At 64.5% G+C, this 22,426-nt stretch carries 22 protein-coding genes; 9 read left to right on the top strand and 13 right to left on the bottom strand.

The annotated features are described in order from the left end of the window. Window positions 1-2 precede the first annotated feature (2 nt). The gene (locus QQK63_RS11355) at window positions 3-1,241 is read right to left on the bottom strand and encodes an MFS transporter (RefSeq protein WP_277822825.1); all 1,239 of its coding nucleotides are present in this window, start codon (window positions 1,239-1,241) and stop codon (window positions 3-5) included. Between the two features lie 164 nt (window positions 1,242-1,405). Between QQK63_RS11355 and ctaA the strand changes: the two genes are divergently transcribed. Together ctaA and QQK63_RS11345 are read left to right on the top strand one after the other, a co-directional pair. Next, window positions 1,406-2,548, top strand: a complete 1,143-nt coding sequence (gene ctaA, locus QQK63_RS11350) for a heme A synthase (RefSeq protein ID WP_277822823.1) — start codon at window positions 1,406-1,408, stop codon at window positions 2,546-2,548. Next, a complete protein-coding gene (locus tag QQK63_RS11345; RefSeq protein WP_277822821.1) occupies window positions 2,545-4,020 on the top strand; it encodes a carboxypeptidase M32 in 1,476 nt (491 codons plus the stop codon). Before ctaA ends, QQK63_RS11345 begins: the two co-directional genes overlap by 4 nt. On the opposite strand, the gene QQK63_RS11340 is transcribed toward QQK63_RS11345, so the two are convergent. From QQK63_RS11340 to QQK63_RS11305, 8 genes are all read right to left on the bottom strand, one after another. After that, window positions 4,017-5,441: a M20 family metallopeptidase gene (locus QQK63_RS11340; protein ID WP_277822819.1), complete on the bottom strand. Its 1,425-nt coding sequence runs from the start codon at window positions 5,439-5,441 to the stop codon at window positions 4,017-4,019. The two genes, QQK63_RS11345 and QQK63_RS11340, sit on opposite strands and share 4 nt — an antisense overlap. A 14-nt stretch (window positions 5,442-5,455) precedes the next feature. After that, window positions 5,456-6,448 (bottom strand): M14 family metallopeptidase, encoded by a 993-nt coding sequence (locus tag QQK63_RS11335; RefSeq protein ID WP_277822817.1) that lies wholly within the window; start codon window positions 6,446-6,448, stop codon window positions 5,456-5,458. Then, window positions 6,445-7,323: an N-formylglutamate amidohydrolase gene (locus QQK63_RS11330; RefSeq protein ID WP_277822815.1), complete on the bottom strand. Its 879-nt coding sequence runs from the start codon at window positions 7,321-7,323 to the stop codon at window positions 6,445-6,447. The genes QQK63_RS11335 and QQK63_RS11330 overlap by 4 nt, the downstream gene beginning before the upstream one ends. Further along, window positions 7,320-8,318 carry an ABC transporter ATP-binding protein gene (locus QQK63_RS11325; protein WP_277822813.1) on the bottom strand — a complete coding sequence of 333 codons (999 nt, stop codon included), beginning with the start codon at window positions 8,316-8,318 and terminating at the stop codon, window positions 7,320-7,322. The genes QQK63_RS11330 and QQK63_RS11325 overlap by 4 nt, the downstream gene beginning before the upstream one ends. After that, entirely contained in the window at window positions 8,315-9,295 is a 981-nt protein-coding gene (locus QQK63_RS11320; protein ID WP_277822811.1) for an ABC transporter ATP-binding protein, read from the bottom strand. The genes QQK63_RS11325 and QQK63_RS11320 overlap by 4 nt, the downstream gene beginning before the upstream one ends. Continuing rightward, a complete protein-coding gene (locus tag QQK63_RS11315; RefSeq protein WP_277822809.1) occupies window positions 9,292-10,347 on the bottom strand; it encodes an ABC transporter permease in 1,056 nt (351 codons plus the stop codon). The genes QQK63_RS11320 and QQK63_RS11315 overlap by 4 nt, the downstream gene beginning before the upstream one ends. Continuing rightward, on the bottom strand, window positions 10,344-11,321 hold the full coding sequence (locus QQK63_RS11310; protein WP_277822807.1) for an ABC transporter permease: 978 nt from the start codon (window positions 11,319-11,321) through the stop codon (window positions 10,344-10,346). Before QQK63_RS11310 ends, QQK63_RS11315 begins: the two co-directional genes overlap by 4 nt. Before the next feature lie 78 nt (window positions 11,322-11,399). After that, window positions 11,400-13,025 carry an ABC transporter substrate-binding protein gene (locus QQK63_RS11305; RefSeq protein WP_277822805.1) on the bottom strand — a complete coding sequence of 542 codons (1,626 nt, stop codon included), beginning with the start codon at window positions 13,023-13,025 and terminating at the stop codon, window positions 11,400-11,402. Between the two features lie 169 nt (window positions 13,026-13,194). On the opposite strand from QQK63_RS11305, the gene QQK63_RS11300 reads away from it, so the two are divergent. Beyond that, complete coding sequence (locus tag QQK63_RS11300) at window positions 13,195-14,136, top strand: LysR substrate-binding domain-containing protein (RefSeq protein WP_277822803.1); 942 nt, start codon at window positions 13,195-13,197, stop codon at window positions 14,134-14,136. A 7-nt stretch (window positions 14,137-14,143) separates the two neighbouring features. Here QQK63_RS11300 and QQK63_RS11295 read toward each other — a convergent pair whose 3' ends face one another. Next, window positions 14,144-14,938, bottom strand: a complete 795-nt coding sequence (locus tag QQK63_RS11295) for an enoyl-CoA hydratase (protein ID WP_277822801.1) — start codon at window positions 14,936-14,938, stop codon at window positions 14,144-14,146. 87 nt (window positions 14,939-15,025) lie between these two features. Here QQK63_RS11295 and QQK63_RS11290 point away from each other — a divergent pair, with 87 nt between their 5' ends. Continuing rightward, window positions 15,026-15,448, top strand: coding sequence for a PaaI family thioesterase (locus QQK63_RS11290; RefSeq protein ID WP_277822799.1), 423 nt, complete (start codon window positions 15,026-15,028; stop codon window positions 15,446-15,448). A gap of 87 nt (window positions 15,449-15,535) precedes the next feature. Beyond that, window positions 15,536-16,516 carry an SLAC1 anion channel family protein gene (locus tag QQK63_RS11285; protein ID WP_277822797.1) on the top strand — a complete coding sequence of 327 codons (981 nt, stop codon included), beginning with the start codon at window positions 15,536-15,538 and terminating at the stop codon, window positions 16,514-16,516. 53 nt (window positions 16,517-16,569) lie between these two features. Here QQK63_RS11285 and speE read toward each other — a convergent pair whose 3' ends face one another. Together speE and speD are read right to left on the bottom strand one after the other, a co-directional pair. Then, window positions 16,570-17,436 carry a polyamine aminopropyltransferase gene (gene speE / locus QQK63_RS11280; protein ID WP_277822795.1) on the bottom strand — a complete coding sequence of 289 codons (867 nt, stop codon included), beginning with the start codon at window positions 17,434-17,436 and terminating at the stop codon, window positions 16,570-16,572. A 58-nt stretch (window positions 17,437-17,494) separates the two neighbouring features. After that, the gene (gene speD / locus QQK63_RS11275) at window positions 17,495-18,022 is read right to left on the bottom strand and encodes an adenosylmethionine decarboxylase (RefSeq protein ID WP_277822793.1); all 528 of its coding nucleotides are present in this window, start codon (window positions 18,020-18,022) and stop codon (window positions 17,495-17,497) included. Between the two features lie 371 nt (window positions 18,023-18,393). On the opposite strand from speD, the gene rplM reads away from it, so the two are divergent. The 4 genes from rplM (at window position 18,394) to QQK63_RS11255 (ending at window position 21,679) form a co-directional block, all read left to right on the top strand. Beyond that, window positions 18,394-18,855, top strand: a complete 462-nt coding sequence (gene rplM / locus QQK63_RS11270; protein ID WP_277822791.1) for a 50S ribosomal protein L13 — start codon at window positions 18,394-18,396, stop codon at window positions 18,853-18,855. 2 nt (window positions 18,856-18,857) lie between these two features. Continuing rightward, window positions 18,858-19,349 (top strand): 30S ribosomal protein S9, encoded by a 492-nt coding sequence (gene rpsI / locus QQK63_RS11265; protein ID WP_277822789.1) that lies wholly within the window; start codon window positions 18,858-18,860, stop codon window positions 19,347-19,349. A gap of 146 nt (window positions 19,350-19,495) precedes the next feature. Beyond that, entirely contained in the window at window positions 19,496-19,747 is a 252-nt protein-coding gene (locus QQK63_RS11260; RefSeq protein WP_277822787.1) for a hypothetical protein, read from the top strand. A 108-nt stretch (window positions 19,748-19,855) separates the two neighbouring features. Continuing rightward, window positions 19,856-21,679 (top strand): ABC-F family ATP-binding cassette domain-containing protein, encoded by a 1,824-nt coding sequence (locus tag QQK63_RS11255; protein WP_277822785.1) that lies wholly within the window; start codon window positions 19,856-19,858, stop codon window positions 21,677-21,679. On the opposite strand, the gene QQK63_RS11250 is transcribed toward QQK63_RS11255, so the two are convergent. Next, window positions 21,676-22,362 carry a hypothetical protein gene (locus tag QQK63_RS11250; protein ID WP_277822783.1) on the bottom strand — a complete coding sequence of 229 codons (687 nt, stop codon included), beginning with the start codon at window positions 22,360-22,362 and terminating at the stop codon, window positions 21,676-21,678. The two genes, QQK63_RS11255 and QQK63_RS11250, sit on opposite strands and share 4 nt — an antisense overlap. Window positions 22,363-22,426: the final 64 nt, after the last annotated feature.

Below are 22,426 nucleotides of genomic sequence, written 5' to 3'. Positions count from 1 at the left end.
GCCTAGGCCGCAACCGCATCCTTGGGCCGCAGCGCCAGCCAGATCAGCGCGGCACCGGCCAAAATCAGGAAGGGCAGCATCGCAAGGTTCACCGCCGTCCAGCCCTGCTGCACATCCTCGCCAAAGCTCATCATCAACCCCGACGACAGCGAGGCGAAGGTGACGCAGCCAAAGACAAGGAAATCGTTCAATCCCTGAACCCGGCCGCGTTCCTCGGGCGTATGGGCCTGCGTCAACATCGCCGTCGCCCCGATGAAGCCGAAATTCCAACCGATGCCCAACAGCACGAGTGCCGCGAAGAATTGCGTCAACTCCACCCCGCTCAGCGCCACACCGCCCGCCAATGCCAGCAGGACCAACCCGATGGCCACGATCCGCATGGCCCCAAAACGCGCGATCAGGTGCCCGGTGAAAAACGACGGCGCGAACATTGCGATCACATGCGCCGAAACCACGTCGGCGGCATGTCCGGTGGTGAACCCGCAGCCCACGACCGCCAGCGGCGTCGAGGTCATCATCAGGTTCATCAGCGCGTAGGACACCATCCCGCAGATGACCGCGACCGCGATCTTGGGATCGCGCAGCAATTCCATCCGCGTCCGCCCCGTCGCAGCCCCCGGCGCAGGCGGCATGGGTTTCGGGACATCGAGAAAGGCGAACAGGAACGACCCGCCAAGGTTCAGCACCACGACCGCCATATAGGCCCCGACAAAGGGCACCACCGTCGCATCCACCGTCAGCTTGACCAGCTGCGGCCCGATCAAGGCCGACAACAGGCCGCCGGCCATGACGTAGGAAATTGCCTTGGGTCGGAAGGCAGGGCTTGCCGTATCGGTCGCCGCAAATCGGTAAAAGCCCTGCGCCGACATGTAGATGCCGGTCAGGTAGGAGCCCAAAAGGAACAGCGCGAAACTGTCGATCCAAAGGCCATAGCCCGCCGTTGCGGCCCCGATGGCACCGCCAAGCGATCCGGCAAGGAACCCCGCGCGCCGCCCGTAACGCTGCATCAGCGCCGACAGCCACGGGGCCGTGGTCATGGAGCCAAAGACGATCAGCGAGATCGGGATCGTGGCCAGCGCGGGCGCGGGCGCGATCATCAGACCCGCAAGGCCGCCCACGGTAAAGATCAGCGGCATCTGGCTGCCAAGGATGGCTTGCGCCATGACCAGCACCGCGACATTGCGCCGGGCGCGGGCATCATCATTGGGGGCCGGTGCGCCCTGTGCGATCGTGTCCGTCATGGCTGACGCGGTAGCGGGAATTTCTCGCCCCGTCCAGCGGGGGAGGTGTCGCGCATCTTTCGACGGCGCTCGGGCCCCTCGGGCAGGGGGCAGGATGACGCGGTCGCTTGAAGGGGGGGGCGGGGCGCGATAGGTCTTTGCCGCGAAAGCAGGAGGGACGGGTGATGGCCAAATCGCGCAGCATCTTCGAAGAGGTTTCCCAGACGCAGAAACCCGCCGCCACGCCCGGCGGCGTCACGCGCGATCACGGCCCCGCCCGCCGCCGCGTGCGGATCTGGCTGATGATGCTCTTCTCGCTGGTCGTCACCATGATCGCCGTGGGCGGCCTGACGCGGCTGACCGACTCGGGCCTTTCCATCACGGAATGGGCACCCTTGTCGGGCGCGATCCCGCCCTTGTCGGCCGAGGAATGGCAGGCCGAATTCGATGCTTACCGCCAGATCCCCGAATACCAGTTGCAAAACCGCGGCATGAGCATGGCCGAATTCAAGGTGATCTACTGGTGGGAATGGGGTCACCGTCAGCTGGGCCGGGTGATCGGCGCTGTCTGGGCGCTCGGCTTTCTGGGCCTTCTCGTGACGCGCAACATCCCGCCGGGATGGAAGGGGCGTTTGCTCCTGCTTGGGGTTCTGGGTGGCACGCAAGGCGCGATCGGCTGGTGGATGGTGCATTCGGGTCTGCAGGAGGGGATGCTCGATGTCGCCTCCTACCGGTTGGCGACGCATCTGGGTCTCGCCTTCCTGATCCTCGGGTTGATCGCGTGGTACCTGTTCAAGCTCGGCCGCGAAGAGGCGCTCTTGATGCAGGCCCGCCGCGACGGCGACCGCAAGCTCAAGGGAATGTCGACGGGGCTGTTGCACCTGTCCTTCGTCCAGATCCTGATCGGCGCGCTGGTCGCGGGCATCGACGCGGGCCGCAACTACATCGACTGGCCGCTGATGGCGGGGGGATTTCTGCCGCCGAATTTCTGGGTCGCGGAACTTGGTTTCCGAAACCTTTTCGAGAATGACGGCACGGTACAATTCATTCACAGAATGGTCGGCTATGTTATCCTTCTGTTAGCGATTGGCACCTGGTTCGCAGCCCGCCGCAACGCGCGGATGGCGACCCGCCGCGCCTTCGACTGGGTGCTGGTGGCGATCTTCGGCCAGATCGTTCTGGGCATCGTCACGGTCATGCATTCCTCGCCATGGTACATCGCGATCTGGCACCAGCTTGGCGCGGTCGCGGTGCTGACCCTGATCCTGCGGGCGCGGTTCCTGTCGATCTATCCCCTTTCGCAAAGCGTCAAAGGCACACGGGCATGAGCGGGGTCGCACTCTCCGATCTCCTTGCCTTCCAACGCGAGACCGAGGCGCTGAGCCAGGTCATGGGGCGCCTTGGGTGGGATCAGGAAACCATGATGCCGCGCGGCGCGGCGGCGCAACGCGGCGACGAGATGGCCGCGCTCGAAGGCGTGTTGCACGCCCGCCGCACGGATCCGCGCATCGCGGATTGGTTGGCCTCTGCCAAGGCCACCACCGAGGCCGAAACCGCGCAATTGCGTTTGATTTCCCGCAGTTACGACCGCGCGCGCAAGGTTCCCGGTAAACTCGCCGCCGAGATCGCGCGCGTGACCTCCGTCGCTCAGGGCCAATGGGCCGAAGCGCGCAAGGCCGAGGATCTGGCCGGTTTCCTGCCGGTTCTGGGGCAGGTCGTGTCGCTGCGCCGCGAAGAAGGCGCCGCCCTCGCAGAAGGCGGCGATGCCTATGACGCGCTTCTGGATGGCTATGAGCCGGGGCTGAAAGGCGACGAGATCGCGGCCCTTTTCGATGCCATGCGCCCGCGCATCGTCGCGCTGCGCGCACATGTCATGGCCGCAGCACCCGCGCCGGAACTGACAGGGCATTTCCCGAAAGACCGGCAATTGGCGCTGGCCCATGAGATCGCCCAAGCCTTCGGCTACGACCTGTCGCGCGGCCGGATCGACGAGGCGGTCCACCCGTTTTCCTCGGGCTCCTTCAACGATGTCCGCATCACCACGCGGGTGGACGAAAGCGATCCGCTCGGCTGTCTCTATTCCACGATCCACGAGGTCGGCCACGCGGGCTACGAGCAGAATATAGACCAAATCCATGGGCTTACCGTTCTGGGGCAAGGCGTGTCGATGGGCGTCCACGAAAGCCAAAGCCGGATCTATGAAAACCAACTGGCGCGCTCGCCCGCCTTTTGCCATTGGCTTTACGGGCGGATGGTCGATCTGTTCGGCCCGCTCTCCGTCACGGGCCCCGAGGATTTCGCCCGCGCGGTCAACCGCGTCGCCTCGGGCTATATCCGGACCGAAGCGGACGAGGTGCATTACAACCTCCACATCATGCTGCGCTTCGATCTCGAACGCGCGCTGATGCGCGGTGATCTGGACTTGGGCGATCTCGAAGCGGCTTGGAACGACCGGTTCCTGTCCGATTTCGGGGTGGCGGTGGATCGTCCCTCGCACGGGATGTTGCAGGATGTGCATTGGCCCGTTGGCCTGTTTGGATATTTCCCGACCTACAGCCTCGGCAATGTCTATGCGGGCTGCCTGCACGCGGCCCTGCGCGCCGACTTCCCGGGGTTGGACGAGGATCTGTCAAAGGGCGATCCATCGCGCGCGCTTGGCTGGCTCAAGGAGCGCGTCCAGACCCATGGCGGCTTGCGGCCCCCGCGCCAGACCATCGAACACGCCACGGGCGGCCCCGTCACCGAGGGGCCACTGCTGGATTATCTCGAAACGAAATTCGGCGTACTTTACGGGCTTTAGGCCGCGTCGGGGCGTGGCACCAGCGGCGGCTTGTGGTCGGGCGGCATCGGGCAGGTGTAGGGCGTCAAAGCCAATCGGTTGGCGTGCTCCTCCTTCGCCTCGGCCAGCCGGGCCGGATCGCTGATGAGGATTTCGGCGACCCGTCCCATCGCCTTTGCGGCGTGGATCATCCCTTTGTGCGCCGCGCCCGATTTGCCCTGCGCCGTCATCTGCCAGCTGTGCAGCGGCGTACCGATGGCCGCCGTCGCGACCAGAACCTCGGTCGTCGGCACCTTCCACGTCACGTCGCCCACATCGGTCGACCCGATCAGAACCTTGCCGTTCGGGCGCATCGGCACCACCCAATCGCACAGCACCGCGTCGCCGGGCGGTTGGTTCACCACCGACCATTCGGCGGCGATGTCGGACGGAGACAGCGTCGCGCGGATCTTGGCGGCATAGGCACGGTCCAGATCGTCGAAGGGCACGCCGCCCAATTCGTCGAGCGCCTGTTGCATGACCTTGTCCATCGTCAGGTTCTCGAAATGGTTCGAGACGGCGGCGAACATCTGGAATTCGACACTGGTTTCGGTCATCAGAGCGGCACCTTGGGCCACTTTTTTGACCCGTTCGACCAGCGCCAGCATCTCGTGAAGGTCGAGCGCCCGGATGGAATAGCGCACGCTTGCCCGCGCTTGCACGACATTCGGAGCCTTTCCGCCCGCGTCGAGATAGGCGTAATGGATGCGCGCATCCTGCACCATGTGTTCGCGCAGGTAGTTCACGCCCACCGACATGAGTTCCACGGCATCAAGCGCGGAACGCCCCAGATGCGGTTGGGCTGCGGCATGGGCCGCGCGGCCCGAGAAATGGAAATCCATCCGTGTATTGGCGAGCGACAGGGGGTCATCGACCCGCGTCATGCCGCCCGGATGCCATGTGACGGCGGCATCCACATCGTCGAAGGCACCATCGCGCACCATGAAGGTCTTGGCCGCGCCGCCTTCCTCGGCGGGGCAGCCGTAGTAGCGCACGCGACCCGGTGTGCCTGTCGCCTCCAGCCAATCCTTGACCGCGCAGGCGGCCAGCATCGCGGCAGAGCCCAGAAGGTTATGACCACAGCCATGGCCGGGACCGCCTGCCTCGACCTCCTCCGGGCGGTCGAGGCCCGCGACCTGGCTCAACCCCGGCAGCGCATCGTATTCCCCGAGGATGGCGATGAGAGGCCCGCCCGATCCCGCCTCGCCGGTGACGGCGGTGGGAATGCCCGCGACCCCTTCGGTCACGCGAAAACCCTTGGCGCGCAGCATGGCGGCATGTTCGGCCGAGGACCGGAATTCGCCATAGAGTGTTTCGGGCATGCCCCAAACGCGGTCGGCAAGACCGGTCAGATCCTCCTGATGGCGCGCAACCAGATCGGGAATGGCAGAGGTATTTTGCATGATCTTCCTGTCTGTCAGCCTGCGACGGGTTCGGCCAATCGCACGGCGGTCTTTCCGCGCCATAGCCTGCGCGAGGGCATGATGAGAACGGTCACCGGATGCGGCGCGCGCACCTCGGTCGGGCCATCGTATCCGATCAACGTGCCCTCAGGCAGGCGTTCCAGTCCGGTCCAGTTCTCGGCAAACCGGAAGTCGTCGGTTTCGATCGTCACAGCGCGAGAGACCTGAAAGAATTGCATCGGATCGGGGGCAGGGCGGCTGTCCATCCAGTCGGCGGCGAAATCGGGTGCCACGACACCCGTCGCACGCAAGAAGCGGATCGCGGTTTCCATCGCGACGCCCTCGGCGGCGGCTTCCCAATGCTGGCCGCATTCGACCAGCATGGCGTTCTTGGCCGAAGACGGATCGGCGAACCCGCCGTAATCGCGCATCCGCACCCCCTCGGCATGGCCGTGGTCGTTGATGACAAGATCGGGGTAGCCCACGTCGCGCGCCAATTCCCGCCCCTTGGGGCGCAGACCCGCGATGGTGAGCGGCGCGTTGCGGTTCTGCATCGAATGGATGTCGAGCAGCAGATCGACCGTGTCGAGCCATGGCCGGATTTCCCGCGCGCGGCGGAGTTCCTCGGTCACGGGGCGGTCGGGATCGTCCAGAACCTCGGGCGACCACAGTCGGTTGAAATCCTCGTCGATCCAGCGCGAGGCGTCCGGCACCTCGGGATCGAAGGCTTCGTGGGCCGCGACGTTGACAAAAGCGAAGGATAGCTTGCCACGCTGTGGCCGCGTCTGGCGTTTCATCAACCAGTCAAGGGTCAACGCCCCGCAAGGTTCGTTGCCATGCACGATGGCCGTGATCGCCACATGGGGGCCGGGCTGGCCACTGTCGAAGGTCCAGATATAGGGTATGCCGTCCGTGCCTTTTGCATAGGCACTGATATCGGGCGGCGTCAGTTCGACGGGATAGGGGTTGGGCAGGCCGGTAGCCGAACCCTTGCGCTGGTCGGTCATTCTGCGGGTGTCCTTTCGAGCCGGGATTGCACATGGACGGCCAGATGGGCGGCAAGTGCCGTGAAACAGGCCTTGAGCTCGGCGTAACCGGCATTCGGTGCGCGCGTCGTCTCGTCCATGTAGAGCTTGCGGTTGACCTCGATCTGCATCGAGTGGCGCCCATGCGCCGGATCGCCGTTGGCGCGGATCAACTCCATCCCCTTGTAGGGATCGTTGACGGCGACCGAATAGCCGCGCGCGATCAGAAAATCGCGGACGGTTTCGGTAAAGGCCGGCTCGCAGGCCGTGCCGTCCCGGTCGCCCAGAACGAAATCGGGGCGCGGCGTGCCGCGTTCTTGCGTCGACATGGCCGAGGCGACTTCCTGCATCGAATGGCAGTTGATGTGCCAGACCGCCCCCCAGCGCCCATGGGCGTGGTCAAGCAGGGCGCGCAGGCGCTGCTGATAGGGGCGGTGATAGCGCGCGACGCGCGCCGCGACCTGATCGGCGGTCAGGCGGCTGGCATACATCGGCCCGCCCGCAGGCGGGACGCGGGTCCAGCACAGGCCGATACCGAGCTGGCTTTTGACCGTGGGGTTCAGCGCGCCCGGATATTCCCCCTCGATCTGGTCGGGGTCCATGTCGTCGGGGGCGCGGTTGGCATCGACATAGGAGCGGGGGAAATGCGCCTCGAGCAGGATTGCGCCCGCATCCAGCGCCCCAGCCCAGAGATCGGCCACATGCGTATCTTCGGCGTTCCTGAGCGTGGTGGGATCAGCGATATGGCCGAAATCCTCCGGGTAATCGGTGCCCGAATGAGGGCTGTCGAAGACGAGCGGCAGGCGCTGGTTGGCCAGACCCGATACGGTCAGCACACCGGGGATGGTTTCGGTCATTCGGTTCCCCCGTCGTGCAGGTGGCAGGCGGTCAAGTGATCGCCCGTGGTCAGGCTCCGCGGCACCTCGCGGCGGCAACGGGGGCCGGCCATCGGGCAACGCGGGTGGAAATGGCAGCCGGGCGGCGGGTTCAGAGGCGAGGGGATCTCGCCCTTCACCGTGCGGAACTCCTGCCGCCCCCCATCAAGGCGCGGCACCTGGTCGAGCAGCGCCTGCGTGTAGGGATGGCGTGGGCCGTCGAACAGCGCCTCGGTCGGCGCGGCCTCCACGATCCGGCCCAGATACATGACGACGACACGGTCGGCGATATGTTCGACCACGCCAAGGTCATGGCTGATGAACAGGTAGGTCAGGTCCAGATCGCGGCGCAGGTCTTGGAACAGGTTGATCACCTGCGCCTGGATCGACACGTCAAGCGCCGCGATGCTTTCGTCGCAGATCAGGAATTCGGGCTGCACCGCAAGCGCGCGGGCGATGCCGATCCGCTGACGCTGGCCGCCGGAAAACTGGTGCGGGTAGCGTTGGGCATAGGCGGGGTCGAGGCCCACCTTTTCCATCAGACCCGCGACATAGGCGGGCATGTCTGCGCGGCTGGTCAGGCCGTGATAGACGGCGGCCTCGCCGATTATATCCTGCACTTTCATGCGTGGGTTGAGCGAGGACATGGGATCTTGGAAGATCATCTGGATGCGCAGGCGTTTCTCGCGCGCCTGCGGACTTTTGGCGTCGGTCACATCGACGCCCTCGAACCGGATCGTGCCGTCCGAAACCGGCAGAAGGCCCGCCACCATGCGCCCGAGCGTGGACTTGCCGCAGCCGGATTCGCCCACCAGCCCTACGACTTCGCCTCGGGTAACAGTGAAACTTGCGCCGTCCACCGCGTTCACGCAGGTCTCGCGCAGGTCGGCCCCGAGGCGACGGGCAAGGCGTTCCACGCCGTCTAGTTTCTTTTCGAACCGGCGCGAGACATCTTGGAGTTCCAGCATCGCGTTCATGCCGCGCCCTCCGCCGCGAGGATGGGATGGTGACAGCGCAGGCCGCGCCCGGTTCCGTAATCGGTGATCTGGGGCGCGCTGCCGCGACATGTGTCGCTGACATGTGGGCAACGGGGCCCAAAGGCACAGCCTTGAGGCATGTGCGCCATGTTGGGGGCCATACCGGGGATCTGCGTCAGGCGCTCGCCGCGCCGTCCGTGGCCGGGGATCGAGCCCAAAAGCCCAGCGGTATAGGGATGGCCCGGCGCGGTCAGGACCGCATCGGTCGGTCCGCTTTCGACGATCCGGCCCGCGTACATGACGGAAATCTTGTCTGCCAAACCAGCCACCACGGCAAGGTCATGGGTGATCCAGATCAGCGCCGTGCCGGTGTCGCGCGCCAGTTCCTGCACCTCGGCGAGGATCTGGCTCTGGATCGTCACGTCGAGCGCGGTGGTCGGTTCATCCGCCACGATCAGGTCGGGGCCGTTCAGAAGTGCTATGGCGATGGCCACGCGTTGGCGCATGCCGCCCGAGAATTGGTGGGGATAGGCCGCGAGCCGTTCGGCGGGCGAGGGGATGCCGACCTTGTCCAAGGCCGAAATGGCGCGGTCGCGGGCGGCGGCGTGGCTGACCTTTTCATGAGCGCGGACAGCCTCCACCATCTGGGTCTCGATCTTGAGAACCGGGTTCAGCGTCATCATCGGGTCTTGGAAGATCATGGCGATCTTGTTGCCGCGAAGGGCGCGCATCTCGCGTTCGGGCAGGGCGGCAAGGTCTTGGCCACGGAAATTGATCTGCCCGCCCACGACGCGCCCCGGTGGATCGACAAGGCGCAGGATCGAAAAGCCGGTCACGGATTTGCCCGAGCCGCTTTCGCCGACAAGGCCAAGAACCTCACCCTCGTCCAAGGAAAAGCTGACGCCGTCCACGGCCTTGACCACGCCCGCATCGGTGAAGAAATGCGTTTGCAGATCGCGAAGTTCCAGCACGCTCATCGGGTCAACCTCGGGTTCAGGGTGTCGCGCAGCCGGTCACCGACCATGTTGATCGAGGCGACGATCGCCAAGAGCGCCACGCCGGGATACATGCTCATCCAGTATTGGCCCGACAGCATGTAGCCATAGCCATTGGCGATCAGCAGCCCGAGCGAGGGTTGGGTGATCGGCACACCGACGCCGAGGAAGGACAACGAGCTTTCCAAGACGATGGTATTGGCCACCTGCACGGTGGAAATGACGATGAGCGGCGGGATGCAATTGGGCAAAAGATGCCCGAAGATGATGCGCCAGGACGGCAGGCCGAGGCCGCGGGCGGCATCGATGTATTCCTTGCGCGCTTCCGACAGGGCGGTGCCGCGTACGGTGCGGGCATAATAGGCCCATTGCACGATGATCAGCGCGATCACGATCTTGTCGAGGCCACGGCCAAAGGCCGCCATCAGCATCAGCGCGACAAGGATGGAGGGGAAGGAGAGCTGGAAATCGACGATACGCATCAAGATCGCCTCGATCCGCCCGCCTGCCCAAGCTGCATAGATGCCGACCACGACCCCGATGGCCATCGCCGCGAGCGTCGCCGCGATGGAGACCGAGAGCGACACGCGCAAACCGTAAAGGATGCCCGACAGAATATCGCGACCCTGTTCATCGGTGCCGAGGTGAAAGGTCATGCTGCGGTCAAAATTCGTCGAGCCGGGCGGCTGCCGACCGTCCATGATGTCGAGCTGGCGCAGATCATAGGGATTTTGCGGCGCGAGTTCGGTGGCGAAGATCGCGAGCACAACCAGCAAAAGAAGGCTTGCCGTCGCTGCATAGGCTGCGGGGCCGGAAAAGAACTTGGCGTATTTGCCGCGCAGCAACAGTGCGGCCAAGGCGATGAGGCCCACGAGCAAGATGATGCGCGAGGCAAGGGCAGGCAGGCCGACACCGGACAATAGCATCGCAAGCGAGGCTGCGACCGCAAGGCCTGCCACCCGCGCCGCGATGCGCCATGGGCGGTTCGGGTCTGTCGTGACCGCTTCGGGCAGGGAGGGGGTGGTCGTGCTCATGCCGCTTCCCCTTTCACACGCACGCGCGGATCGAGCAGCGTGTAGATCACGTCCACGGTGAAGTTGATGACGATGAAGATGATGACGGTCAGCATCAGGTAGGCGACGATGACCGGGCGATCCAGCGTCGTGATGCTGTCGATCAAGAGCTTGCCCATGCCGGGCCATGCAAAAACGGTTTCGGTCACGACCGCAAAGGCGATCATGGATCCCAGTTCCAGACCCAGCACCGTGATGATCGGGATCATAATGTTTTTCAGCACATGCACGAAGAGGATGCGCGTTTCCGACACGCCCTTGGCGCGGGCGAATTTGACGTAATCCTGGGTCAAAGCCTCCTGCGTGCCTGCGCGGGCAAGGCGCGTCACGAGCGAGGCCTTGTAGAGCGCGAGGGTGAGGGCGGGCAGGATCATGTATTGAAGGCCGTTCGACGAAAAGATCGAGAGCCGCATTCCCAGCACCTCGACGGTGTCACCGCGCCCGGTCGAGGGCAGCCATTGCAGCTGAACCGCGAAGATCAGGATGAAGAGCATGCCCACCCAGAAATTGGGCAGGGAGAAGCCGAAGATCGAGCCGGTCATGATGGCGCGGCCCTGCCAGCGGTCGGCTTTGTAGCCGGCATAGACGCCAAGCGGGACACCGATGGCGACCGAAAAGAGCAGACCCAAGGCGGCAAGCTCCAGCGTTGCGGGCATGTAGGACAGGATCAGCTGAACGGCGGGTTCGCCATGCACGAAGCTGCGCCCCAGATCGCCTTGCAGCGCGTTGCCGACGAATTTGAGAAACTGGATATAGACCGGCTGGTCGAAGCCGAAGCGGGCCATCGTCTCTTCGATCTCGGCGGGTGTCGCGTCGGGCGAGATCAGGATGTCGACGGGGTTGCCGATCATGTAGACGCCGAAGAACACGACGATCATCATGGCGATCAGAACGAAGACCGATTGCGCAAGGCGTCGGAGCAGATAGACGAGCATCGTGGATGCGTCCCGGTGTCTGGAGGGTGTGGGGGTGCCGCGCGGAGATGGGTCCCCGCGCGGCGAAGATCATGCGGCTTACTGGGCCGGGCTGATCAGATAGGGCAGCGTGTACTGGTCGGCGCGCGGGACGTAATCGATGCTGGCGCGCATCGCCCAAGGCGTCACTTCGTAGTGCAGCGGGATGATCGCGTAATCGTCCATCGCCATCCGCGAAGCCTGACGCAGCAGCGCTTCGCGCTGGCCGTCATCGACCGTGCGCAGCGCCTCGAGCAGGACGGCGTCCATCTCGGGGTTGGAATATTGACCCCGGTTGGTGCCGCCCAGACCCAGATCGCTGTTGCGCGTCGCCAGAAGCGCCCGCAGCGGCGAGGACATTTCGCCCGTGCCCGCGCCCCAGCCTGCCAGATAGGCCGAGAATTCGAAGGCATTGCGCCGCGAGAAGAAGGTCGAGGCGGTGGAGGCGTCGATTTCCGTCTCGATCCCTATGCGCGACCACATCTGCGCCACGGCCTGTGCGACCTGGGCGTCGTTGATGTAGCGGTCGTTGGGCGTGCCGATGGTGATGCCGAACCCGTCGGGATAACCCGCCTCGGCTAGAAGCGCCTGAGCGCGTTCCGCGTCGAAGCCGCGGGGCGGCAGATCACCTTCTTCATGCGCGCCGAACATGCCGGGCGGCAGCAATTCGCCCGCCGACACGGCAACGCCGCCCATGATGCGTTCCACGATGGCGTCGCGGTTGACGGCGATGGTCAGCGCCTCGCGCACCCGGATATCTTGCAGCGGGTTGGCCCCGTCCGTGCCGGTGATCATCGGCGAGGGAACCTGCGCGTGATCGAGGTGGATGTAGATCACGCGGTTCGAGATGCCCTGAACCACCCGCAATCCGTCATCCGAGCGCAGACGCTCCAGATCCTGAAGCGGCGGGTTCTCGATGAATTCCACGTCGCCCGCGATCAGTGCCGCGACGCGCGGCCCGTCCGAGGTGAGCGGCAGCATGGTCACGCGCTCCCACGGCGCGGCATCGCCCCAGTAATCGGGGTTGCGGACCAGTTCGATACCCTCGCCACGGCGGAAGCTTTCCAACAGGAAGGGCCCGGTACCGATCGCGGCGGTGCCGTCGTTGAAGGCTTGCGTGGCAGGCACGGGCATATCCGCGCCGCAACCCTCGGGGCTGAACGTGAGGGTCGAGCCGTCGACGCCGTTGGCGCGCGCCGAGATGATGCCGAAGGTCGAGAATTCGGTCGGCATCAGCGGGTAGGGTTCGGCGCTGTGCACGATCAAGGTGTGGGGATCGACGACTTCCATCCCCGTGATCCCACCGGTGTAGGTGGTAAAGAGCGAGGGCGAATCCGGCACGCCGGGGATGCGGCAGACGGTATAGACCACGTCATAGGCATCGAAGGGCGATCCATCCGAGAAGGTCACGCCTTGGCGCAGGTTGAACTGCCAGCTTGTATCGCTGACCGGTTCCCAGCTTTCGGCAAGAAGCGGCGTAAGCTGCTGTGCCTCGTCCGTGCCGACGAGCGACTCGAAGATGTTGCGGCGCAGCTGGTTGTTGGGACCGAGGTTGTGGAAGTGCGGGTCGGCCGAGGACGGTTCGGACGCGAGCCCGATACGCAATTCCTGAGCGGCAAGGGGCAGGGCCGGGAGGGCGCTGGCAAGCAGCGCCGCAACCAGGCCACGAAAAACGGGACTGGACATCGGGGGTGGTCTCCTCTGTTGTTGGGTCGGGTTTCGCACCCGGCCTCGTTTCTGTCTTGTGACAGGGGCACCCTATCCGAGCGTCCGGGCACGGGAATTGGAAACTGCATGTTTTGGTGTTATGGACCCATAAGGGTTTCGCATGACCCGACAGCACGGGGGGAATGCCATGCGTCCACGCGCGTCGATCCGCGAATACGAGGTGCTGCGCGCCGTCATCACGTCAGGCACGGTGACGGCAGCGGCGCATCGGCTGGGCATTTCGCAGCCCGCCGTCAGTCGTCTGTTGGCTCAACTCGAGTCCAATGTCGGGGTCACGCTGTTCGAACGGCGCGGCGGGCGGTTGCGAGCCACGGCCGAAGCGGTGCGCCTGAACGGGCGGCTTGACCGGTTGTTCGACGCCTTGGCCTATCTGGACGGCACCGACCCGACGGACCCTGCAAGCCAGCCCCTGCGTCTGGCGGCGCCACCCACTTTGGGGCATCGGTTCCTTGCAGGGCTGATGGCCAGTTTCATCAAGCAAAACCCCGGTCAGATGGTGTCGCTGGAAACCTGCACCTCGAACGGTCTGGTCAGCCGTCTGGTCGATGATACGATCGACCTTGGCTTTACCCTTGCCGAACTGACGCATTCGGCGATGGAGCTGATCCCGTTTCACAAGACGCGCGCGGTCTGCGTCATGGCCCATGACCATCCGCTGGCCCGTCACAAGGTGATCACGCCGGAAATCCTGCACGGTCAGGACCATATCGCGCTGATGCGGCGGCACATGGTGCGGACCCGGCTGGATCAGGTTTTTGCCAATGCCAATGTGCGCCCGCGAACCGTGGCGGAGGTGGCGACCGGCGTGAGCGCCATCACGCTGGCGCGCGCCGGGGTGGGGGTGGCCGTGATCTGTCCCTTCCCGCTGGTGCGGCAGGCCGATCCCGATATCGCGGTCCGGCCATTCGAGCCGGAATTCGTCTATCGCGCCTCTTTCGCGGTCTCGACCGTGCGCCCCATGACGCGGGCCGCGCGGGCCTTCATGCGGCATGTGCAATTGGCCGTACGGACGGACGCGCGCAGCGCCTATGAACTGCGCCCGCCCGAGGAGCTTGTGCCTGCCGGTTGACGATGCGTCAGTCCTGCGACCAATCCGGTTTGCGTTTGTCGAGGAAGGCGGCGATGCCCTCGGCCGTGTCGCGGTCAAGCATGTTCTCGACCATGACCGCGCCCGTCATCTCGTAGGCTTTGTCGAGCGGCAATTGGATCTGGTCGTAAAAGGCGCGCTTGCCCACGCGGACCGCACTGCCAAGCTTGCCCGCGATGTGATCGGCAAGGGATGCGGTTTCATCGTCCAAGGCCTCGGGGGCGGCGATGCGGTTGATCAGTCCGATTTCGCGGGCTCGTGCGGCGGATATGAATTCGCCCGTCACCAGCATCTCGAATACCTGCTTGCGCGGCGCGTTGCGCGACAGGGCCACCATCGGTGTGGAACAGAACAACCCGATGTTCACGCCATTGACGCCAAAGCGGCAATCCTCGGCGGCTACGGCCAGATCGCAGCTGGCGACCAACTGGCATCCCGCGGCTGTGGCGATGCCATGTGTCTGGGCTATCACGGGTTGGGGCAGGCGAGGGATCATCTGCATCATGCGCGCACAGCGGTCGAACAAGTCACGCAGCGCGGCGGCTCCACGGTCGTTGCTGTCGCGTTTGGCCTGCATCTCTTTCAGATCGTGACCGGCGCAAAACGCCTTGCCCGCACCCTTGAGGACGATCACGCGCTGCGTTTCGGAGACCATCAGATCACCAAAGGTGCCGGTCAGCGCCGCAATCATGCCGTCCGACAGCGCATTGAGCTTTCCGGGCAGGTTCAGCGTCAGATGCGTCACCGCGCCACGATCCTCGCGGATCACCAGTTCCTCGGTCATGGTCTTTCCTTCCCTTGCCGTCTGCCCTAACCCCATGGGCGGTGACCCTGTATAGCGGCAAGTCCGCCTCAGGGAAGGGAGGGTAAGATGGCACTGGCGATGGATGTGGCCGCGCTGACGCGGTTTCTGGACGAGGTTTTCCCACAGGTCGCACCCGATTTCGTGATCGAGGACCTTGCCGACAAGCGTCTGACCGTGCGGTTACGGGTCGAAGATCGGCACCTCAGACCGGGGGGTACGGTCTCGGGGCCGACGATGTTCGCGCTGGCCGATGTGTCGGTTTATCTCGCCATTCTCGCCATGATCGGACCCAAGGCGCTGGCCGTGACGACGAATTGTTCGATCGATTTCATGCGCAAGCCGGCCGCCGGGGTCGACATGATCTGCGAGTGCCGCATCCTGAAACTGGGCCGGGTTCTGGCGGTGGGCGATTGCCTGCTCTATTCGGTCGGGCAAAGGGAGCCGGTGGCGCGCGCCTCGCTGACCTATTCGATCCCGCCCGAGCGCTGAGGCGGCGCGCCACGCCACGGGGCGTTGTTGCGTCCGGCGAGAGAAGATGCTCAATCATCGGCATGTATTCGGGGGCAGGGACGAACCATGGCCGGAGTCGCGACACGGAACGAGGGCGCATTCAGCAGGCTTGAACACCTGCCGGTTACCCTTTTCGCCATCACCATGGGACTTTTCGGGCTTGCTTTGGCACTTCATGCCGCCGCGGGCAGCTATGACTGGGCCGAGACACCGGCGCGCGTGGTCCTGTGGATCGGACTGGCCTGTTTCGCGATCATCGCGGGTTTCTACCTTACCAAGGCGGTCAGGCATCCCAAATCCGTGGTGGCCGAATGGCACCACCCGGTCAAACTGGCCTTTTTCCCGACAATCACCATCTCGCTGTTGCTGATGGCCACCGCGATTCACGGCTATCGCCCCGATCTGGCGCAACCCTTGTGGGTTCTGGGCGTGCTGGGGCAGGGCGCGCTGACCATCGCCGTCATATCGGGCTGGATCAGCCACCGCGCTTTCGAGGTCGGGCATCTGACGCCTGCGTGGTTCATTCCGGCGGTGGGCAACGTGATCGTGCCGCTTGCGGGTGCGCCACTTGGCTGGACCGAAACAAGCTGGCTGTTCTTTTCGGCCGGCATGATCTTTTGGCTGGTGCTGCTGGTGCTTGTGTTCAACCGGCTGATCTTCCACGCCCCCATCCCGGCGCGGTTGTTTCCGACGCTGGTGATTCTGATCGCGCCGCCCGCCGTGGCCTTTGTCAGCTATGTCCGATTGTCGGGTGGCGTGGACGCCTTTGGTCACATGCTGCTCAGCAGCGCCTATGTCTTTGCTGCGCTGGTGTTGGTTCAGGTGCCCAAGCTGTTGAAGCTGCCCTTTGCACTCAGTTGGTGGGCGCTGAGCTTTCCTTTGGCGGCGCTGTCGGTTGCGAGTTTCGTCTATGGGCGCGAGGCGACGAGCGGCACGCATATCGCCATCGGTATGGTCGTTCTGGCTGCGCTGGTGCTGGTCGTGGCCGGGCTATTGTACCGAACGGGTCTGGCCATCCTGCGGGACGAGATCTGCCGCCCCGATTAGGTGGGACGAGATCTGCCGCCCCGATAAGGCGGGGCAAGGTCGACGCGCCCTGATTAGCCGATCAGCCTCGACACATAGGGGGGGAGCGCGAAGGCGCCCAGATGCACTTCGGGCGTGTAGTAATCGGTCTGGATATCCGCCGCCTCAAAACGTTGGCGCAGCGTCGTCACATCGACGCCGCGCGCCGGCCCGTCTGTTCCCCAGCCAAAGGCCATGGGCCCACCCGCATAGGTCGGGATCGTGGCAAGATAGCAGGTGGCATCCGCGAACAGCGCCGTGAAGGCGCGCATCGTGTTGGTCAGTTCCGCGCCCTGCAGGAACGGCACGCCGTTTTGCGTCACGAGGATGCCACCCGAAGCCAAACGCGCCTTGGCATGGCCATAGAACGTGTCGGTGAACAGAACCTCGCCGGGGCCTACAGGATCGGTGGAATCGACGATGATCACGTCGTAGAGATCCGCGTTCTGCCGCATGAATTGCGCCCCGTCAGCAATCACCAGATCGAGGCGCGGATCGTCGAATGCCCCGGCGGAGATCGCCGGCAGGTGCGATTTGCAAAAATCGACCACCGTACCGTCGATCTCGACCATGGTGACCTGTTCGATCTGCTCATGCTTCAGCACTTCGCGCGCCATGCCGCCATCGCCACCGCCCACGATCAGGACACGCCGCACCGCCCCATGGGCAAGGATCGGCACATGGGTCATCATCTCGTGGTAGATGAAATTGTCGGCTTCGGTGACCTGCACGACGCCGTCGAGCGTCATGCTCCTGCCAAAAGTCGGGTTCTCGAAGACGCGCAGGCGCTGATGTTCTGTGGCGCTGTCATAGAATTCCGCCGTGATGCGCAAAGCTTGCGCATGATCGGCGTGCAGACGTTCGACATTCCAATCTGCAGGCCAGGTTTCTCGAGGGGACATGGTATTCTCCGGCAGTAAGAGGGGGCCGCCGTGGCAACACCCCGTTGGATCGCGTGGATCAGGCAGCGACCCTGTCGCTGACCAGACCTTCGCCGCGGCGCAACTCTTTGACGTGCACCCGATCCGTGCCGAAGGCCCGTTTCAGGACGCCTACGGCCTGCCACGGATCTGCTTCGCCGCACATGAAGACGTCGAAAGCGCCATAGCCGATCTCGGGCCATGTGTGGACCGAGATGTGACTTTCGGCCAGAACCGCGACCCCGGAAACGCCCTGGGGACTGAACTTGTGGGTGTGGATGTGTAGAAGCGTCGCGCCACAGGCATCCACGCAATCGCGAAACGCCTGTTCGATCCGGGTCTCGTCATCCAGACCATGCCCGTTTTCCACCTCGATGATCAGGTGTGTCCCGGCAAAGACAACGCCATCGCGGCGGATGAAATGATCATCGCGGTCGCCATCCAGCATATCGCGGGTCATGACGGGATCGGTGAACGGGATGTCATCGGCCTGACGGCCGTAGTTGTCTTCCGCATGGGCGCCTGTCTCCAGACCAGTCCCCAGTTGGAAGAGGTCGGCGCGGGTCATGGGCGCTCCCCCTTCTTACCAGCAGATTGATGTGGTGGGTCCTTAGCGCCCCCCCGAAGTTACCTTCGAAGTTGGGATCGGTCCCGGTTCTCGTGAGGGGTGCACCTAAGGCCCCCGTACGTTTCGTTCAAGGGGAAATCGCGGCCCGTTGCGACCGAATAGCCGCCGTGGTTGATCGAAAATGCATTGGTTTTAATGGGGTAAAATAATACCTTCAACCCAAGTCTCTGATTTACATGATTTCTTTCGGAAACAAAGCCATTGACGCCGCCATCTCTTCACGTAGAAACGCGCCATCGCAGGGCGGCCATGGGCCGTCTTTCGCCATTCCGGCCGGGCCCCTGTGCCCGCCCCCGAAAGGACCGACACAGATGAAGACCTTTTCTGCCACCCCGGCGGATATCGACAAGCAGTGGGTCGTGATCGACGCCGAGGGCGTTGTTCTGGGCCGTCTTGCCTCGATCATCGCCATGCGGCTGCGCGGCAAGCACAAGCCGAGCTTCACCCCCTCCATGGACATGGGCGACAATGTCATCGTCATCAACGCCGAAAAGGTGCAGGTGACGGGCAACAAGCGCAACAAGCCCAATTACTGGCACACCGGGTTCCCGGGCGGGATCAAATCGCGCACGACCGGCCAGATCCTCGAGGGCGATCACCCCGAGCGCGTCGTCATGCAGGCCGTCAAGCGCATGCTGCCCGGCGGCCCGCTGTCGCGCAAGCAAATGACCAATCTGCGCGTCTATGCCGGCGCCGAGCATCCGCATGAGGCGCAATCGCCCACCGTGCTCGACGTCAAGTCGATGAACCCCAAGAACACCCGGAGCGCATGACCATGGCCGAGACCCTGAGTTCGCTCGACGCGCTGAAAGGCGCCGTGGATGCAAGCCCCGCCGCGATGACCCTGTCTGAAGCCCCCCGCGAGCCGCAGCGTGACGCGCTCGGACGCGCCTATGCCACCGGCAAGCGCAAGGACGCGGTCGCCCGCGTCTGGATCAAGCCCGGTTCCGGCAAGGTTGTCGTGAACGGCAAAGAAATGGCCGCCTATTTCGCGCGTCCCGTGCTTCAGATGATCCTGCGTCAGCCGTTTCAGGTTGCAGGCGTGGAAAACGAGTTCGACGTGATGGCGACCGTCAAGGGCGGTGGCCTGTCCGGTCAGGCCGGCGCGGTCAAGCACGGGATTTCCAAGGCGCTGCAGCTGTATGAACCGTCGCTCCGTGGCGCGCTGAAGGCGGCAGGTTTCCTGACCCGCGACAGCCGCGTGGTGGAACGCAAGAAGTTCGGCCGCCGCAAGGCTCGCCGCAGCTTCCAGTTCTCCAAGCGCTGATCCGTTTTCAGCCTTGGAAACATCGAAAGGCCGCCCGTCCGGGCGGCCTTTTGCTTGTGAAGATCACGCTTTTGTGAGCGGGGCTTCAAGCCGCGATCGGGCTTCCCAAATCCCGCGCCGTGGACGTCAGCAATGGAGGTCTTTCCATGAAAGCCATGGCTCTTTCCGGCGTTTTCGTTCTGGCCAGTGCCGGACTGGCCCTTGCATCGGTGGCTGCGAGTGACAGCGGCGCGACCAAGCCCGAGGCCGCCACCCTTGTCTCCGTGACGCAAGATGAGGTCGAGACCATAATCCGCGCCAAGAAGGCCGATTTCGTCGAAGAGGTCACCGCCACCGCTCTGCCTTGTGGAGAGGGGTCGGCCGCACTGCTGTGCGCCGAGGCTGTGGCCAAGGAGTGATGTGGCCCCCGGGGGGGGGCGGGGTTGTATGACGACCTCGGCCCCCACGGACGTGTGCGCGCGCAGCAGGCGCTTGACGCCGCCCGAGGCTGTGACTAGCTGGCCGCCATGGCGCGCGCACCCCTTTTGCAATTGACCGACATCTCGCTGACCTTCGGCGGGAATCCGGTATTTTCCGATCTTTCCCTTGTCGTTCAGGAGGGAGACCGCCTTGCGCTTGTCGGGCGCAACGGGTCGGGAAAATCCACCCTGATGAAGGTGATGGCGGGCCTTGTCCTGCCCGATACGGGCCGGGTTGTCACGCCCGACGGCGTGCGTGTGGGCTACATGGAGCAAGATCCCGATTTCGTTGGGTTTGCCACGCTCGGCGATTTCGCTGCTGCCAATCTGGACCCGGCCGAGGCTTGGCGTGTCGAGGCGGCGGCCGAGGGGCTGAAGCTTCGGCTCGATGCGGAACCCGGTCGCGCCTCGGGCGGGGAGAGGCGGCGCGCGGCGCTCGCGCGGCTTCTGGCCGAAGCGCCCGAATTGATGCTGCTCGACGAACCCACCAACCATCTGGACATCGAGGCCATCGGCTGGCTGGAACGGACGCTGCTTGAGACGCGGGCGGGCTTTGTCCTGATCAGCCATGACCGCGCCTTTCTGACGGCGCTGGCGCGCGGCACGCTCTGGCTCGACCGGGGGGTGGTGCGGCGGCAGGATCAGGGCTTCGACGCCTTCGAGGCTTGGCGCGAAAGAACCTGGGAAGAGGAAGACGCAGCGCGCCACAAGCTTGACCGCAAGATCAAGGCAGAGGCGCGGTGGGCCGTGGAAGGCATCAGCGCGCGGCGCAAGCGCAACCAGGGACGGGTCCGCGCACTGCAGGCGCTGCGCGCCGAACGCGCAAGCCAGATCCGCCGGCAGGGCACCGCCGATATGGCACTGGAAGCAGGCCAGCAAAGCGGCAAGCGCGTGATCGAAGCGCGCGGTATTTCAAAGGTTTACAACGGGCAGAAGATCCTCGAACCCTTCGATCTGCGGGTGCTGCGGGGGGACCGGATCGCCTTTGTCGGGCCGAACGGGGCGGGCAAGACGACGCTCTTGAACATGCTCACCGGCCAGCTTGCGCCCGATACCGGCGAGGTGACGCTGGGAACCGGCATCGAGATGGCGGTGTTCGACCAGACGCGCGCGCAGCTCGACCCCGAGGCGACGCTGTGGGACAGCCTGACGGATGATCCCGCCGCCCGGGTCAGCGGCGCGTCTGACCAGGTGCTAGTGCGGGGTCAGCCGCGTCACGTGGTCGGCTATCTGAAAGATTTCCTGTTCGACGAGGCGCAGGCGCGTGCGCCGGTGAAATCCCTGTCGGGCGGGGAAAAAGCGCGGCTTTTGCTCGCGCGGATCATGGCGCGGTCGTCGAACCTTCTGGTGCTCGACGAACCGACCAATGATCTGGATATCGAGACGCTCGATCTTCTACAGGATTTGTTGGGGGAGTATCCCGGCACGGTGCTGCTTGTCAGCCATGACCGTGATTTCATCGACCGGGTGGCCAGCGTGACCGTCGCGCTGGAGGGGCGGGGCCGCGCGGTGGTCTATGCCGGTGGCTGGAGCGATATGGCAGCCCAGCGGGGGCAGGTTGATGCCGTGGCCGAGGCGAAAGCGACCCGTAGCGCCACACCGGCCCCTGCGGCCAAGCCAAAGGCGCAGAACGCAAAATCGGGGCTGTCCTTTACCGAGACGCATCGGCTGAAGGTGCTGCCGGACGAGATCGCGCGACTTGAGGCGGAGATCGCCAAGCTTGCGGAACTGCTCTCCGACCCGGCGCTGTTCAGCCGTGAACCAGTCAAGTTCCGCAAGGCGACCGAGGCGATGGCGGAGCGGCAGGCGAAGCTGTCTGCGGCGGAGGAAGAATGGCTTTTTCTTGAGGAAAAGGCCGAATCCGCGGGTTAGGAACAGAGGCCGTTTGGCTCGATTCCCTGCCACGGCAGGAAGGTTTCGATTTCATCGGCGCGGGCCTGCCACGGTGTGACGGGCATGACCTGACCAATCAAGGTTTCGAGCCGTGCGGTGCGGTTCCCCGTGGGGTCCAGCGCGCGGCAGCAGACGTATTCTTCGACAAGAGAGGCCTGGGCCTCGTAGCCGTAATCGAGAAAATTGCGGTTTTCCGTGGTGTCGAACAGGTAGGGATCCTCGATCCGGGCGTGTTCGCGGGCGGCGCGGAGCGGGTGGTAGCCGGTCAGCTCGCGGTTCTGCCATTGCCAGACATGCGTCATCTCATGGGCAAAGAACATCGCAGCATATAGGTGGCGGCGGCCGTCCGGCATCAAGGTGTAGTCGGGCACGCTCATGTCGCTGCGGATGTGGAGCGTGTTGAAAAGGACCATTCCGGCGGTGCGCCCCTCGATCATCGGGCCGTCGGGCGGCGGAAAAACACGTTCGCGGCAGGTGGTTTGGGGCCGTGCCGGGTAGCGCTGCACGATCAGGCCGATGAGCGGGTTTTCAGCGATGCGGACGGGGGCGGGGTCGAAGCTGTCGCCCTGGAGGTCGGCCATATAGGCGACCTCCGCCTCGGTCAGGGGACGGCCGCAGGCGGCGAGCGCGAGGATCAGGAGGAGGGCGAGGGGGCGGCGCATGACGGGAGGGTAGGGGCGGGACGGGGGCCGGGCAAGGGGCGTAGGGAATGCGTAGGGAATGTGT

The sequence above is a fragment of the Roseicyclus marinus genome (assembly GCF_030163795.1).
In the GTDB taxonomy this organism is placed as follows: domain Bacteria; phylum Pseudomonadota; class Alphaproteobacteria; order Rhodobacterales; family Rhodobacteraceae; genus Roseicyclus; species Roseicyclus marinus.
The sequence above is the reverse complement of the archived record's forward strand: the minus strand, read 5'-3'. Positions and strand labels throughout refer to the sequence as shown.

What these genes read in the sequence shown, in the direction of transcription:
- QQK63_RS11290 (WP_277822799.1), top strand. Translation starts at nt 15,026, where the DNA reads ATGGCACTGGCGATGGATGTGGCCGCGCTGACGCGGTTTCTGGACGAG.
- QQK63_RS11355 (WP_277822825.1), bottom strand. Translation starts at nt 1,241, where the DNA reads ATGACGGACACGATCGCACAGGGCGCACCGGCCCCCAATGATGATGCC.
- QQK63_RS11330 (WP_277822815.1), bottom strand. Translation starts at nt 7,323, where the DNA reads ATGACCGAAACCATCCCCGGTGTGCTGACCGTATCGGGTCTGGCCAAC.
- QQK63_RS11260 (WP_277822787.1), top strand. Translation starts at nt 19,496, where the DNA reads ATGAAAGCCATGGCTCTTTCCGGCGTTTTCGTTCTGGCCAGTGCCGGA.
- QQK63_RS11285 (WP_277822797.1), top strand. Translation starts at nt 15,536, where the DNA reads ATGGCCGGAGTCGCGACACGGAACGAGGGCGCATTCAGCAGGCTTGAA.
- QQK63_RS11255 (WP_277822785.1), top strand. Translation starts at nt 19,856, where the DNA reads ATGGCGCGCGCACCCCTTTTGCAATTGACCGACATCTCGCTGACCTTC.
- QQK63_RS11325 (WP_277822813.1), bottom strand. Translation starts at nt 8,318, where the DNA reads ATGAACGCGATGCTGGAACTCCAAGATGTCTCGCGCCGGTTCGAAAAG.
- QQK63_RS11345 (WP_277822821.1), top strand. Translation starts at nt 2,545, where the DNA reads ATGAGCGGGGTCGCACTCTCCGATCTCCTTGCCTTCCAACGCGAGACC.
- QQK63_RS11310 (WP_277822807.1), bottom strand. Translation starts at nt 11,321, where the DNA reads ATGCTCGTCTATCTGCTCCGACGCCTTGCGCAATCGGTCTTCGTTCTG.
- ctaA (WP_277822823.1), top strand. Translation starts at nt 1,406, where the DNA reads ATGGCCAAATCGCGCAGCATCTTCGAAGAGGTTTCCCAGACGCAGAAA.
- QQK63_RS11305 (WP_277822805.1), bottom strand. Translation starts at nt 13,025, where the DNA reads ATGTCCAGTCCCGTTTTTCGTGGCCTGGTTGCGGCGCTGCTTGCCAGC.
- QQK63_RS11335 (WP_277822817.1), bottom strand. Translation starts at nt 6,448, where the DNA reads ATGACCGACCAGCGCAAGGGTTCGGCTACCGGCCTGCCCAACCCCTAT.
- rplM (WP_277822791.1), top strand. Translation starts at nt 18,394, where the DNA reads ATGAAGACCTTTTCTGCCACCCCGGCGGATATCGACAAGCAGTGGGTC.
- rpsI (WP_277822789.1), top strand. Translation starts at nt 18,858, where the DNA reads ATGGCCGAGACCCTGAGTTCGCTCGACGCGCTGAAAGGCGCCGTGGAT.
- QQK63_RS11315 (WP_277822809.1), bottom strand. Translation starts at nt 10,347, where the DNA reads ATGAGCACGACCACCCCCTCCCTGCCCGAAGCGGTCACGACAGACCCG.
- QQK63_RS11250 (WP_277822783.1), bottom strand. Translation starts at nt 22,362, where the DNA reads ATGCGCCGCCCCCTCGCCCTCCTCCTGATCCTCGCGCTCGCCGCCTGC.
- speE (WP_277822795.1), bottom strand. Translation starts at nt 17,436, where the DNA reads ATGTCCCCTCGAGAAACCTGGCCTGCAGATTGGAATGTCGAACGTCTG.
- QQK63_RS11340 (WP_277822819.1), bottom strand. Translation starts at nt 5,441, where the DNA reads ATGCAAAATACCTCTGCCATTCCCGATCTGGTTGCGCGCCATCAGGAG.
- speD (WP_277822793.1), bottom strand. Translation starts at nt 18,022, where the DNA reads ATGACCCGCGCCGACCTCTTCCAACTGGGGACTGGTCTGGAGACAGGC.
- QQK63_RS11300 (WP_277822803.1), top strand. Translation starts at nt 13,195, where the DNA reads ATGCGTCCACGCGCGTCGATCCGCGAATACGAGGTGCTGCGCGCCGTC.
- QQK63_RS11295 (WP_277822801.1), bottom strand. Translation starts at nt 14,938, where the DNA reads ATGACCGAGGAACTGGTGATCCGCGAGGATCGTGGCGCGGTGACGCAT.
- QQK63_RS11320 (WP_277822811.1), bottom strand. Translation starts at nt 9,295, where the DNA reads ATGAGCGTGCTGGAACTTCGCGATCTGCAAACGCATTTCTTCACCGAT.